15 protein-coding genes are annotated in these 13,627 nt (G+C 52.5%); 11 read left to right on the forward strand and 4 right to left on the reverse strand.

From position 1 onward, the window contains the following. Positions 1-109 precede the first annotated feature (109 nt). The gene (gene yeaG, locus NB069_RS08890; protein ID WP_250589008.1) at positions 110-2,044 is read right to left on the reverse strand and encodes a protein kinase YeaG; all 1,935 of its coding nucleotides are present in this window, start codon (positions 2,042-2,044) and stop codon (positions 110-112) included. A 434-nt stretch (positions 2,045-2,478) separates the two neighbouring features. On the opposite strand from yeaG, the gene NB069_RS08895 reads away from it, so the two are divergent. From NB069_RS08895 to NB069_RS08940, 10 genes are all read left to right on the forward strand, one after another. Further along, the gene (locus tag NB069_RS08895) at positions 2,479-3,225 is read left to right on the forward strand and encodes a MipA/OmpV family protein (protein WP_250589009.1); all 747 of its coding nucleotides are present in this window, start codon (positions 2,479-2,481) and stop codon (positions 3,223-3,225) included. A gap of 1,565 nt (positions 3,226-4,790) precedes the next feature. Further along, positions 4,791-5,612, forward strand: a complete 822-nt coding sequence (locus NB069_RS08900; protein ID WP_250589010.1) for a hypothetical protein — start codon at positions 4,791-4,793, stop codon at positions 5,610-5,612. 70 nt (positions 5,613-5,682) lie between these two features. After that, positions 5,683-6,030: a hypothetical protein gene (locus NB069_RS08905; RefSeq protein ID WP_250589011.1), complete on the forward strand. Its 348-nt coding sequence runs from the start codon at positions 5,683-5,685 to the stop codon at positions 6,028-6,030. A gap of 128 nt (positions 6,031-6,158) precedes the next feature. Beyond that, on the forward strand, positions 6,159-6,356 hold the full coding sequence (locus tag NB069_RS08910; protein ID WP_250589012.1) for a hypothetical protein: 198 nt from the start codon (positions 6,159-6,161) through the stop codon (positions 6,354-6,356). A 128-nt stretch (positions 6,357-6,484) separates the two neighbouring features. After that, positions 6,485-7,603, forward strand: coding sequence for a YadA C-terminal domain-containing protein (locus NB069_RS08915; protein WP_250589013.1), 1,119 nt, complete (start codon positions 6,485-6,487; stop codon positions 7,601-7,603). A gap of 139 nt (positions 7,604-7,742) precedes the next feature. Further along, positions 7,743-8,123 carry a hypothetical protein gene (locus tag NB069_RS08920; RefSeq protein ID WP_250589014.1) on the forward strand — a complete coding sequence of 127 codons (381 nt, stop codon included), beginning with the start codon at positions 7,743-7,745 and terminating at the stop codon, positions 8,121-8,123. Positions 8,124-8,135: 12 nt separating this feature from the next. Next, positions 8,136-8,375 carry a hypothetical protein gene (locus NB069_RS08925; protein WP_223074271.1) on the forward strand — a complete coding sequence of 80 codons (240 nt, stop codon included), beginning with the start codon at positions 8,136-8,138 and terminating at the stop codon, positions 8,373-8,375. Positions 8,376-8,381: 6 nt separating this feature from the next. After that, positions 8,382-8,825, forward strand: a complete 444-nt coding sequence (locus tag NB069_RS08930) for a hypothetical protein (protein ID WP_250589015.1) — start codon at positions 8,382-8,384, stop codon at positions 8,823-8,825. Positions 8,826-8,975: 150 nt separating this feature from the next. Next, on the forward strand, positions 8,976-9,404 hold the full coding sequence (locus NB069_RS08935) for a hypothetical protein (protein ID WP_250589016.1): 429 nt from the start codon (positions 8,976-8,978) through the stop codon (positions 9,402-9,404). A 301-nt stretch (positions 9,405-9,705) separates the two neighbouring features. Then, positions 9,706-10,137 carry a hypothetical protein gene (locus NB069_RS08940; RefSeq protein ID WP_250589017.1) on the forward strand — a complete coding sequence of 144 codons (432 nt, stop codon included), beginning with the start codon at positions 9,706-9,708 and terminating at the stop codon, positions 10,135-10,137. A gap of 56 nt (positions 10,138-10,193) precedes the next feature. Here the strand turns inward: NB069_RS08940 and NB069_RS22525 are convergent, their stop codons facing one another. Continuing rightward, the gene (locus NB069_RS22525) at positions 10,194-10,397 is read right to left on the reverse strand and encodes a BCCT family transporter (RefSeq protein WP_350223408.1); all 204 of its coding nucleotides are present in this window, start codon (positions 10,395-10,397) and stop codon (positions 10,194-10,196) included. Positions 10,398-10,521: 124 nt separating this feature from the next. Between NB069_RS22525 and NB069_RS08945 the strand changes: the two genes are divergently transcribed. Next, positions 10,522-11,376 carry an aldo/keto reductase gene (locus NB069_RS08945; protein WP_250589018.1) on the forward strand — a complete coding sequence of 285 codons (855 nt, stop codon included), beginning with the start codon at positions 10,522-10,524 and terminating at the stop codon, positions 11,374-11,376. Positions 11,377-11,421: 45 nt separating this feature from the next. Here NB069_RS08945 and NB069_RS08950 read toward each other — a convergent pair whose 3' ends face one another. After that, positions 11,422-12,306: a D-hexose-6-phosphate mutarotase gene (locus NB069_RS08950; RefSeq protein WP_250589019.1), complete on the reverse strand. Its 885-nt coding sequence runs from the start codon at positions 12,304-12,306 to the stop codon at positions 11,422-11,424. A gap of 75 nt (positions 12,307-12,381) precedes the next feature. Continuing rightward, a complete protein-coding gene (gene gapA, locus NB069_RS08955; RefSeq protein WP_250589020.1) occupies positions 12,382-13,377 on the reverse strand; it encodes a glyceraldehyde-3-phosphate dehydrogenase in 996 nt (331 codons plus the stop codon). Positions 13,378-13,627 lie beyond the last annotated feature (250 nt).

Consider the following 13,627-nt stretch of genomic DNA (forward strand, 5'->3'; position numbering starts at 1 on the left):
TGCATTTGCCAACTTGCATTGTCCGTAAGTGCCGGATGGCGCTAATGCCTGTCCGGCCTGCGGATCGGAGTTGTAGGCCCGGTAAGCGATAGCGCCACCGGGCACAGTGTTAAGACGACTTACGTACGCGCAGGTACCATTCGCAGAGCAGGCGAACCTGTTTGCGGGTGTAACCTTTTTCCATCATGCGGTCGACAAAATCGTCGTGCTTTTTCTGCTCGTCGGTTGAGGTTTTGGCATTGAATGAAATGACCGGCAACAGCTCCTCGGTATTGGAGAACATTTTCTTCTCAATAACGGTGCGCAGTTTTTCGTAGCTGGTCCAGTTTGGATTGCGTCCGCTGAAATTCGCTCTGGCGCGCAGCACGAAGTTGACGATCTCATTACGGAAGTCTTTCGGGTTACTGATCCCGGCAGGCTTCTCGATTTTTTCCAGCTCCGCATTCAGTGACTCGCGGTCAAACAGCTGGCCGGTATCCGGGTCGCGGTACTCCTGATCCTGGATCCAGAAATCGGCATAGGTGACATAGCGGTCAAAGATGTTCTGCCCGTACTCAGAGTAAGATTCAAGATAGGCGGTCTGGATCTCTTTGCCGATAAACTCGGCGTATTTCGGGATCAGATAGCCTTTCAGGAACTCCAGATAACGTTCAGCCTGCTCCTGTGGGAACTGTTCACGCTCAATCTGCTGCTCGAGAACGTAGAACAGATGCACCGGGTTAGCAGCCACTTCGGCATGATCAAAGTTGAACACGCGGGAGAGAATTTTGAACGCGAAGCGCGTGGAGAGACCGTTCATCCCCTCATCAACACCGGCATAATCGCGATACTCCTGGTAGGATTTCGCTTTCGGATCGGTGTCTTTCAGGCTTTCACCGTCGTAAACACGCATCTTCGAGTAGATACTGGAGTTTTCCGGCTCTTTCAGGCGCGACAGGATCGAGAAGCGCGACAGCGTTTCCAGGGTTCCCGGGGCGCATGGGGCATGAACCAGCTCACTGTGGTTCAGCAGTTTTTCGTAAATCTTGATCTCTTCGGAGATCCGCAGGCAGTAAGGGACTTTGACAATGTAAACACGGTCAAGGAACGCCTCGTTGTTTTTATTGTTTCTGAACTGTACCCATTCAGATTCGTTGGAGTGCGCCAGGATAATGCCGTTAAACGGCAGGGCGGAGATACCTTCCGTACCGTTGTAGTTACCTTCCTGGGTTGCCGTCAGCAGTGGATGCAGCACCTTGATAGGCGCTTTAAACATCTCGACGAACTCCATAATTCCCTGGTTGGCGCGGCACAGCGCACCGGAATAGCCGTATGCGTCAGGATCGTTCTGGGCGTGGTTTTCCAGTTTACGGATGTCCACTTTACCGACCAGCGCAGAGATATCCTGGTTGTTCTCATCACCCGGTTCGGTTTTAGCAATCGCAATCTGTTCCAGAATGGATGGCCACACCTTCACCACGCGGAATTTGGTGATATCGCCGCCAAATTCATGCAGGCGTTTCGCTGCCCACGGCGACATGATCGTGCCGAGATAGCGGCGGGGGATGCCGTACTCTTTATCCAGAATCTGCGCATCTTCCTGCGGGTTAAACAGACACAGCGGATGATCGTTTACCGGGCTGCGTTCACCGTTGGCGCTCAGCACGTAAATCGGCACGCGCTGCATCAACGATTTCAGCCGCTCGGCGAGGGACGATTTACCGCCGCCGACGGGACCCAACAGATACAGAATCTGTTTCTTCTCTTCCAGGCCCTGAGCAGCATGCTTCAGATAGGAAACAATCTGCTCGATGGCATCTTCCATGCCGTAAAATTCTTCAAACGCAGGATATCGGGCGACGACCCGATTCGAAAACAGACGGGAAAGCCGTGGCTCCTGGGCAGTATCAACCATATTTGGCTCACCGATAGCCATCAATAGTCGTTCCGCCGCATTGGCATAAGCACTGCGATCTTGCCGGCAGATGGTAAGAAACTCCTGCAGTGTGAACTCTTCGTCCTTGGCAGCTTCATAACGCTGGCGATAGTGATCGAATATATTCATGGCATGCCGTCCTTTCGTTTTTTAGCACAGGAAAAGAGCCGTTCATATGAATAGTAGAGGCTCCCGGAAGCAGGATCCGTTGCACCTCACTGCCAGAGCAGCAACCCGTGTGCCAGGTCGGGCGGCCGAAACTGCGGGGTGATCAGGTATTCAGCTTCTTAAAATTAAGCGTAGATGGCATTTGCAAAACTTGCATGTATGCCAAATCTAATTTCAATGACATATCAATAACTCATCCAGAAAATTAGCCAAATATTTAGCGTTAAACACTCTTCCTTCACTGAACGGTAATCAACGTGACAGCGTTTCGTCATCTGTGACAAACAAAATATTCTGTTAATCAAATTAATTAGCAGACAAAAAATTTTGAGCAACGGGGGGAATGACGGTTACACTTCACTCGCTGATTATTTGACTACAGGAAAGAATGGATTGTGACCAAACTCAAACTTCTGGCACTGGGGATTATCGTTGCCACCTCAGTGAGTACAGCATACGCGGAGAATCAGTGGTCAATTGGCGCTGGCGTCGGCGTAATCAATAGCCCTTATAAACAGTACGATCGCGATTTCTACCCGGTCCCGGTTATCACCTATGAAGGGGATAACTTCTGGTTCCGTGGGCTGGGCGGTGGCTACTATCTGTGGAACGACCAGACCGACAAACTCTCCATCATGGCCTACTACGATCCAACGCACTTCAAGCCGGGTGACAGCGACAACCGTCAGCTGCGTCAGCTCGACAAGCGTAAGAGCACCATGATGGCCGGGATTTCCTGGGTACATAACACCCAGTACGGCTTCCTGCGTACCGCGCTGGCGGGCGACACGCTCGACAACAGTAACGGTTATATTTGGGATCTGGCATGGTTATACCGCTATACCAACGGCGGCCTGACGCTGACGCCGGGTATCGGTGTGGAGTACAACAGCGACAACTATAACGACTACTATTATGGCGTCTCCCGTGACGAAGCGCGTCGCAGCGGGCTGCACAGCTATGATGCAGACGACAGCTGGAAGCCGTACCTGGAGCTGACCGCCAGCTACAAGTTTGCCAACGACTGGAACGTCTACGGCACCGGTCGCTATGCCCGTCTTAGCGATGAGGTGAAAGACAGCCCGATGGTCGACAAATCCTGGACCGGGCTGATGTCGGTGGGTGTGACCTACAGTTTCTGATTGTGCAATGTGTGTAGAGTCAGATATCTCAACAAATCGACAAAACTCACTATCTTCCTTAAGAACCCGCCATGTGCGGGTTTTTTTACAACCCTGTTCTGACACCTTAATACGCACCATAATAGATGTTACCGCATGCGGTGCCCCTTACTAAGCATAAAGGATGACTTGCATACTTCGGATAGTGTCATCCGGTTATAACTGTTAGTCACTGTCACGGCTAACTCTACAGGGATAGTGGATAACGGGGTGTTTGGCTATCAATAAAGCCATGATAAGTAATCTTCGCATAACACTATGTGCTGACTAGTTGTTCTTCTGAACCCATGTAATTCTCTTCAGCCTTATAGGCATACTATCCACCAGGGAAGTCGTTTTTATCGTTCTTCCGGTCTTAATTTTTATTGCATCAGTCACTTTGCTCATAACTATCCCCATAGCCACAGATTGACTGACATCAAACTTTGGGCCTTTTTTTTCGTGCTTCGAAGGAAGTCATTGATTGTATGTTTTTACATCAACTTTAAAAAATTAACCAAATAAAAACAAAATGAGGCGATTCACCGGGGATCACATCGTTGATGGTTAACATTCCAGAAAGCTAAAACAGATCAGGTGAGAAAGGGAAAAGTTGAAGGGTTAGCGTAGGCAATAAGATGTTGCTAAGTATTGCAGTATAAGACGTTAAGTAGACTTCTGACATTTTTAAGGCTATTGGGTGATATTTATATGTAATTTTGAAGTGCTAATAGTCACAGGAATTATTATTAAACTCTGACTTTGTCTTTTCTTTCGCTTGAAAGTTTAAGAGAGTTTAAATTGAATTAATTTCATGGGTATTGCAACAATTATTAAACACTTTTACATGTTGACATGTTTCTGACCCGCCTGCATTCTTCGACCCCAGACCGCCATCGTGGATAAAAAAGCGACAAGGCGGGGCTATACGAATATTTAAAAACAGACCAACCCAAAGCACCGACTCAGTAAGTACCCGTGCAAAAAAAGACGGCGCATGCTCATTACTCGAATCGATGAATCGCTTTATGAATACGTCCGGGAAGCCGCTCACCCGCTAAGGCAAACGAGACAGGATATGTTCGGGGAGGATCTGCAACAGTTCAGGGCTAAGCACGGCGAGGTTTCCCCCGCCGCAGAAACTAAATCACGTTAACTCTCTCGTCGCCAAACAGTCGAGTTAACACAACCCAGATCAGATTAATAATAGCAGACACAACATGAAGAAATCACTCATCGCCACTGTAGTTTTGAGCGTGATCGCATCTAACGCTCATGCTAATCCACAGGTCATTGCTGCAACCCAATTCTATGACTTATCGAAGAAAATCCTTAGCACCGCAAAGCACGATGTAGATAACGCCCGCCTGGCAGCACGCAATGCCGAAGTACAATACGGTACTGGCTCCAGACAGGTTAAAACAGCCTATGTTAATCTGAACAAAGCTCACTCAGCGTTTAATGTGGCCAAAGCAAACGCGAAAACGGCCACAACCCAGCTTCGCCTTACCAAAAATGTTGTTGCAGGTAAAACAGTTCAAACCCCAGTGCTGAAACCTATTATCCCGGCTCCTGGAATACAGCCGCAACCGGGTATTCAGGCAGCGCCTCAGGCCAGGCCAACTCCGGTTGCCGCGCCAGCGATCATTAACCCGCAGCCTCAGCCGCAGGCGCCGCAGCTGAAACCCGCGATTAAAGCACCTGTTGTCCAGCCGCAGCCGGTGGTGCAGGCCGTTCCGCAGATGAAACCAACCCCGGTCGCTGCGCCAGCGATTATTAATCCGCAGCCACAGCCACAAGCGCCGCAGCTGAAACCGACCATTAAAGCACCTGTTGCTCAGCCGCAGCCGGTGGTGCAGGCCTTTCCGCAGCTGAAACCAACCCCGGTCGCTGCGCCAGCGATTATTAATCCGCAGCCACAGCCACAGGCGCCGCAGCTGAAACCCGCGATTAAAGTACCTGTTGCGCAGCCGCAGCCGATTGCACAGGCCGTTCCGCAGCTGAAACCAACCCCGGTTGCCGCGCCAGCGATCATTAATCCACAGCCTCAGCCACAAGCGCCGCAGCTTAAACCGACCATTAAAGCACCTGTTGCCCAGCCACAGCCGGTGGTGCAGGCCGTTCCGCAGCTGAAACCAACCCCGGTTGCTGCGCCAGCGATTATTAATCCGCAGCCACAGCCGCAGGCGCCGCAGCTTAAACCGACCATTAAAGCACCTGTTGCCCAGCCGCAGCCGGTGATGCAGGCCGTTCCGCAGCTGAAACCAACGCTGGTAGCTGCGCCAGCGATTATTAATCCGCAGCCTCAGCCACAAGCGCCGCAGCTTAAACCGACCATTAAAGCACCTTGCCGCGCCAGCGATCATTAATCCACAGCCTCAGCCACAAGCGCCGCAGCTTAAACCGACCATTAAAGCACCTGTTGCCCAGCCACAGCCGGTGGTGCAGGCCGTTCCGCAGCTGAAACCAACCCCGGTTGCTGCGCCAGCGATTATTAATCCGCAGCCACAGCCGCAGGCGCCGCAGCTTAAACCGACCATTAAAGCACCTGTTGCCCAGCCGCAGCCGGTGATGCAGGCCGTTCCGCAGCTGAAACCAACGCTGGTAGCTGCGCCAGCGATTATTAATCCGCAGCCTCAGCCACAAGCGCCGCAGCTTAAACCGACCATTAAAGCACCTGTTGCCCAGCCACAGCCGATTGCACAGGCCGTTCCGCAGCTGAAACCAATCCGGTCGCTGCGCCAGCGATCATTAGCCCGCAGCCTCAGCCGCAGGCGCCGCAGCTGAAACCAACCCCGGTTGCCGCGCCAGCGATCATTAACCCGCAGCCTCAGCCGCAAGTACCGCAGCTGAAACCAACCCCGGTTGCCGCGCCAGCGATCATTAACCCGCAGCCTCAGCCGCAAGTACCGCAGTTGAAACCAACCCCGGTAGCTGCGCCAGCGATTATTAATCCGCAGCCTCAGCCACAAGCGCCGCAGCTTAAACCGACCATTAAAGCACCGGTTGCCCAGCCACAGCCGATTGCACAGGCCGTTCCGCAGCTGAAACCAATCCGGTCGCTGCGCCAGCGATCATTAGCCCGCAGCCTCAGCCGCAGGCGCCGCAGCTGAAACCAACCCCGGTTGCCGCGCCAGCGATCATTAACCCGCAGCCTCAGCCGCAAGTACCGCAGCTGAAACCAACCCCGGTTGCCGCGCCAGCGATCATTAACCCGCAGCCTCAGCCGCAAGTACCGCAGTTGAAACCAACCCCGGTCGCTGCGCCAGCGATCATTAACCCGCAGCCTCAGCCGCAGGCGCCGCAGCTGAAACCAACCCCGGTTGCCGCGCCAGCGATCATTAACCCGCAGCCTCAGCCGCAGGCGCCGCAGCTGAAACCAACCCCGGTTGCCGCGCCAGCGATCATTAACCCGCAGCCTCAGCCGCAGGCGCCGCAGCTGAAACCAACCCCGGTTGCCGCGCCAGCGATTATTAATCCACAGCCTCAGCCGCAGGCGCCGCAGCTGAAACCAACGCTGGTCGCTGCGCCAGCGATTATTAACCCGCAGCCTCAGCCGCAGGCGCCGCAGCCGCAACCGACCGTTAATGCTCCGGCACCTCAGCCGCAGCCTTTAACACAGGTACCGCAGCAGGCTCCGACGTTGACGAATCCACAACCCCACGTTCAGCCGAATTATCAGGCTGTAGCGACTGTCAACAATGCGCCTGATACTTTGCAAGCCGCTCCGGCTCCGCAAATTGGATCCTCTGTCACTGTTGCAAACGACGCCGCAAAACCAGTGTCTCAGGTAGTTACTGTAACCAAAACTGCAATAGCTAAGGCCTCCAGCGGAACTACTGGAAGCGCAGGTACTAGCCAGGTAGTCAACAATACCACTAACAACTATGTGGCAACCGATAACAGCCAGGTGAGTTCTTATTACATTTCCAGCCTGAACGCTGTGAATGGCCGTATCGATACTGTTAATGCCCATATCGCGCAGAATAAAACAGCTCAGGTGCAGACTAACCAGCGTGTGGCAGAAAACTCTCGCCAGCTGGCGAATCATGAACGCCGTATCTCTGAACTGGAAACTAAAAATAACGCCCATTTCAAGAGCCTGAAAGGTCAGATTGATGACAACAAACGTAGCGCTGATGCTGGCATCGCTGGAGTGGCTGCAATGAGTAACATCCCGCAGGTAACAGAGTCCCAGAAATTCAACATCGGTGCAGGAGTGGGCGCTCGTGGTGATGAGCAAGCAATGGCTATTGGTTTCTCTACTCGCGCGTCCGACAGCATGGTACTGAAAGGCTCGGTTGCAGCAGATACCAACTCCGAGTGGACTGTTGGCGCTGGCATAGCTTTAGGCTGGTAACCCCCCACAACAATCAAGGGGCGCAAGCCCCTTCTTCTTCATAAAAACGCTGAGCATAAACCGCTAAGACAAAAGCCGTCGCTACGCCGTGGGCAAAACAACCCTGGGCTGCGCAAGCGCCCTTTTTTCAGGAACCAATATGAAACGTTACGTAATTTCTGCGCTGGTGGCCGTCACCCTTGCTGGCTGCGCTGTGCAGCAGCATGACACCCTGGGTGATGAACTGGCTCAGTTTCGCGCGACTCGCCAAATCTACGCTCGCGCGAATCTGCGATGCCAGCAACTGGTTACCGAGAAGTATCACAGCCGTCTCTATGGTCTTACGCCTGTTGAAGGATCCGGTCGCCAGGAAATCGAGTCCGCTGCAAACAATGACCGTGCAGCTTGCACCGTCAACTATGAGCGCAAATCCGCTGCTCTATGGAATGAACAATCCCCCGAAGTACATGCGTTCTACGCTAAGCGCCGGGCTGAACTCCGAAAAGAGATTGTCCAGGTAGAAGCAGAAGCACAACGATAAGAAGAAATTAACATGAAAAAAATGATGTTAGCACTCACCATGACCGCAGCGCTGGCCGGTTGCGCAGAACACCCCTATCTTTCCGCCGCAGCCGTCGGTGTGGGCGCCGCAGCGGTCGCTACTGCCGTCGCAAAGCATAAATACAACAAAGATGACTCCAAAAAGGATGATCACAAAGATGATCATCACCATAGGCACCACGACAATGATGACAATGGTCATCACCACGGCAACCGCCATCATCATGGGTAATTAAACATGAAAAAAATGCTGACATTCCTGGCTGTATCAATCGTCACCGCAGCGCCAGCAGCGCACGCTATCAATGCGCATTACCGTGACCAACTTATTCGCTCAGGTTGCACTCAGGTCACAGAGGTTCAGGGCTGTGATATTCATAAAACGAAAGCGCAAAACGAGGCCGCAGGATTCAGTGACGGCGTGGCGCCTGCTGCGAAGTCTGACCTACAAAAGTTTGAAGGGAACTATGTGGCGCACCGTCCAAACGGACAACGCATTGCAAACATTCATATTGGTGTGGGAAAAACGACCGTCGACGGAAAGCCAGTAAAAGCCACCATTTTGAACGACATGCTGATCATCAACGGCAAAAACAACCGTACTTTTGTGATTTACACAACGGGAGGGAGCTTCTGGGAAAATGCCGACACACACGATCGTGGCGTTATTGAGCGCGGCTAATAATGGGGTTTACCTTTTTTCGCCGGATTTATTAGCGTCAATCTCTGGTGTTGGGAATACAGGAAAACAGTTTGGGCATTATCGTTTACCTGGACAACTAGCGATCACTTGTTTCCCGCTGCGAAAAGCGGTGGGAGTAGGCAAAGGAATATGACAATTTATAAAGCGGTAATCCTGGCAATTTGGCTGTGCTTGTCTGCGATCCCCCTGATGAGCCTGGTAGATGCATGCAGCGGCGGTTACCTGTTTCTTCTGCTGATGCTGGCGGCCATCGGTTATTGGTTCAACTGGAAATATGCCGAAGGGGAGTGGCCAGAAATGAGTTTCTGGAAAGCGTGCAGCATTTCACTTTTACTCTCCGCTGCTGGTTTGTCTGTCAGTTTTATTTCGTTGGCTGAGCGGTATCAACGGAGCGTTGATGCCATTGCGGAGTTACTCTTTGATTACTCGCCGCAGATCTATTTCCGACCGCTTGTGATCATTCCGATAAGCCTGCTGATATGGCGCTGGCTGTTCAAAGAGCGACGCACCGCGCGCCTCGCTATTGCTTCCGTACCTGCTCCTGCAGAGAACGCATAAAAGAATCGGCCTTCACGTTAAAAGGCCATTAGTTCGCCGCCGTTAACGGCGGCAAAGAGAGTGTTAGTGACTTTGTGTTGATAGCGCATTGCGCACCTCGCCCCAGATTCTAAAACTGAGGCGGGGTTTTTTTTAGCAACTTCAAACCTGGCGCATCGATCTGTCTCAATATGACTCATGCCCCAGCAGTGCCTCATCGCCAGAACGCTTCTCAATTGCTGGCAATGGCTGACGCTGGGTCGCAACTCTTAATAGCGTGGTGGGCATAGTTTGATGAGTCTGACGAACTGGAACAACAACCATGAAAAAAATGATAATAACTCTCATCCTGGCGACAATAGCCGCAACTCCGGCTCAGGCTATGAATGCCCAATATCGTGAGCAATTAAAGCGCTCCGGATGCACCGAGATGAACGCCGGTAACACCTGCAATCTTAACAAAACTCCGGCTCAAAACGCTGCGGCGGAGAAGCGCAGCAAAGTCTTCACCAGATTCACCGGCACCTACTCCATATTTGCCTCGAATGGCCAGCGTCTCGGTAATAAGGTCATTCGTGTGCAGCCGAGAGAGGTTCGTTATAAAGGTCAGTTGGTGGAGCGTGCGCGTGTGATTAATGGTGTACTGTTGTTCAGCGTCGACCAGGCGCAGTATTCAATCACGGATACGTATGGAAGGGTGCTGGGTAGGTGGTTTGATGATCGCACCAATACTGGCGGCACTATTGGCCGTTAATCAACACCACTCAGCCAGAGAAATTCAGGCCGCAACATTATCGAGGCCTGAAGGTTTTAACCCGGCGCGACCGCTGTGATTATCTCAGGTATATCTACTGGCGCGGAAATGGATGGGATGACCGGCTCAGCGGCGCCCAAAAATATCATTCCTGTTCCTGTACCGGCAGAAAATATCATCGCAAACCGGGAATGGCAGCTAAAATCGGGATGGGAGCCGCCGGGGCCGGGTTTAATATCATCATATTGCGACAGTTCCAACTTTCAGTAGTCGAACCTTAATATGTGTGCGTTTTCACCGTTATTGACGATTCAATTTGTGCATCATAACGGGGCTCTGGCGCCCCGTTTGTTTTAGGGTGGTGCAGACAAACAGGAGCATATTATGAGCGAAAAAACCGTCACCTTTGACGACAGCAGGGTGCTGCCGGCTATCGGCCAGGGTACCTGGTATATGGGAGAAAAGTCAAATCAGTGTCGCCAGGAGAGTGATGCCCTGCGTGCGGGTATTGAACGGGGACTGACGCTAATCGATACCGCCGAGATGTATGCCGAGGGCGGGGCGGAAGAGGTGGTCGGCGAGGCGATCAAGGGCCTGCGCGATAAGGTTTTTCTGGTCTCTAAAGTGTACCCGTGGAATGCAGGGGGACAAAAAGGCATCGCCGCCTGTGAAGCCAGCCTGCGTCGCCTGGGTACCGATCATATTGATCTCTATCTCCTGCACTGGCGCGGTAATTACGCCCTGGAAGAGACTGTCGGCTTGATGGAGACGCTACAACAGCAGGGTAAAATTGGCCGCTGGGGCGTCTCTAATCTGGACTATGCGGATATGCAGGCGCTCCGGCAGATTCCCGGCGGCCAGGCGTGCGCCACCGATCAGGTGCTCTACCATCTGGCATCACGCGGAATCGAGTATGATCTGCTGCCCTGGTGTCAGCAGCAAAACATGCCGGTAATGGCCTACTGCCCGCTGGCGCAGGCCGGACGGTTGCGCAGCGGACTGATGAATCACCCGGTGGTCAATACCATTGCCCGGGAGTACAACGCCACGGCGGCACAGATTCTGCTGGCGTGGGTTATTCGTCACCGCGGGGTCATTGCTATCCCTAAAGCGTCGTCTGTAGCGCATGTGGAAGAGAATGCGGGGGCGCTGGAGATTTCCCTCTCAGCAGAGGCATTACAGAAGCTGGATGCGGCTTTCCCGGCGCCACAGCAGAAAACGCCGTTAGACGTGGTCTGACGTAAAAGAAATGCCCTCTCAGCTGGAGAGGGCAAGGGCAGGGAATTAACGCTTCACAATGTGAATGGTCTGTCCCAGACGGGTTGGTTTCTCTTCCGTCGCTTTTTGTGGTTCGCTGACGCAGGCGGTTTCCACGCAGACAAAGGTTTTATACCCATCATCCGGCATGTCACCCATGCTGACGGAGAGCGCCGGGCCAGGGTTCCAGCCGACCACGTTGCTGTGATGATGATGGATGACTTCAATCGCGCGGTTCAGCGCGGTATCTTCGATTACGCTGCAGGCTTCCGGGTTCAGATAGACGCGGTCGGTACGATCCGGGAACGTCTGCGCGCCGTCGGTCAGCCGGCCTTCTTTCGCATTATCCACTTTGTCGATAAAGGTATCGCCAAGGCCGTTCACGGTGACGGCAGCGATGTCGCCAACGTTGAAATAGGTGTGCAGGGCAGAGGTGGTTTCGAATTCCCCGTGCGCCTCCAGTTCGATCTCGCAGGTTTTACCCAGCTTAAAGCGTGCATACAGGGTAAAGTCGTGCGGCCAGAGTTTGCGCGTCTCGTCATCGCTTTGCAGTTCAAAGGTCAACACCACGCCGGATTCATCTTCGTTGTGCGCTTTCAGCGTCCACGGCAGGTTGCGGGCAAAACCGTGCGACGGCAGACCCTGCTGAGCGGCCGGGCCAAACCACGGCCAGCAGATCGGCACGCCACCACGAATAGCGGCGCCTTTTTTAAAGGAGGTGATATCACTCAGCCACAATGCTTCCACTTCGCCTTCTGGCTGCCATGAGAGCAGATGTGCGCCATGAAGGGCAACGGAAGCCTTAACCTGTGGATGTTCGACCACAATCACTTCAACATCGTCAATCTGACGGCGGGAAAGCACAGGGGTAAGTTGTTCGACTACCGGAAGTGCAAAAATTGTTTTAATCATTACGCAATCCTCTGTCTTTAATGCCATAAAAAAAGGCGACCAAGGTCGCCTTTTTGGATCAGTTTCTCATCTCACTTATTTGGAGATGTGAGCGATCAGGTCCAGAACTTTGTTAGAGTAACCGGTTTCGTTGTCGTACCAGGATACCAGTTTCACGAAGTTGTCGTTCAGTGCGATACCAGCTTTAGCATCGAACACGGAAGTGCAAACTTCGCCGTTGAAATCGGTAGAAACAACGTCGTCTTCGGTGTAACCCAGAACGCCTTTCATTGCGCCTTCAGAAGCCGCTTTGATTGCTTTCTTGATTTCTTCGTAGCTTGCTGCTTTTTCCAGACGAACGGTCAGGTCAACAACAGATACGTTTGGAGTAGGAACGCGGAACGCCATACCAGTCAGTTTGCCGTTCAGTTCTGGCAGAACTACGCCTACTGCTTTAGCAGCACCGGTAGAAGAAGGGATGATGTTCTGAGCTGCGCCGCGGCCGCCGCGCCAGTCTTTGTGAGACGGGCCATCAACGGTTTTCTGAGTAGCGGTGGTAGCGTGAACGGTGGTCATCAGGCCTTCAACGATACCGAAGTTGTCGTTGATAACTTTAGCCAGTGGCGCCAGGCAGTTGGTGGTGCAGGATGCGTTGGAAACGATGTCCTGGCCAGCATACTTCTCGAAGTTAGCGCCTTTAACGAACATTGGGGTGTTGTCTTTGGATGGACCAGTCAGAACAACTTTTTTCGCGCCAGCGGTGATGTGCTTACGCGCAGTTTCGTCAGTCAGGAAGATACCGGTTGCTTCAGCAACAACGTCAACACCGATTTCGCCCCACTTCAGGTTAGCTGGATCTTTTTCAGCAGTAACACGGATGGTTTTGCCGTTAACAACCAGGTGGCCGTCTTTCACTTCAACGGTGCCGTTGAAACGACCGTGAGTTGAGTCGTACTTCAGCATGTACGCCATGTATTCAGCGTCTAACAGATCGTTGATACCAACGATTTCGATGTCAGAACGTTCCTGAGCAGCACGGAAAACAATACGGCCGATACGGCCAAAACCGTTGATACCTACTTTGATAGTCATATATTCCACCAGCTATTTGTTAGTGAATAAAAGGTTGCGTGTAAAATTACAAAAACCTTACGCAGCGTCAAGCGGAATCGTGTCAATCATTGCGACAAATCAATCCTTCGCACCAGCTTTACTCGATTGACCTACCTCACATTCCCTTGGAGCTTGCACCCATATGGGGCCTGCGCACGGAATTTTAAAGGGATGACCACATAAAAATGTGGAGTAGATCACATTTGTCTGAGTGCCTCTGCGCAACGAG

This window comes from Leclercia adecarboxylata, from assembly GCF_023639785.1.
Classification (GTDB): Bacteria; Pseudomonadota; Gammaproteobacteria; order Enterobacterales; family Enterobacteriaceae; genus Enterobacter; species Enterobacter adecarboxylatus_D.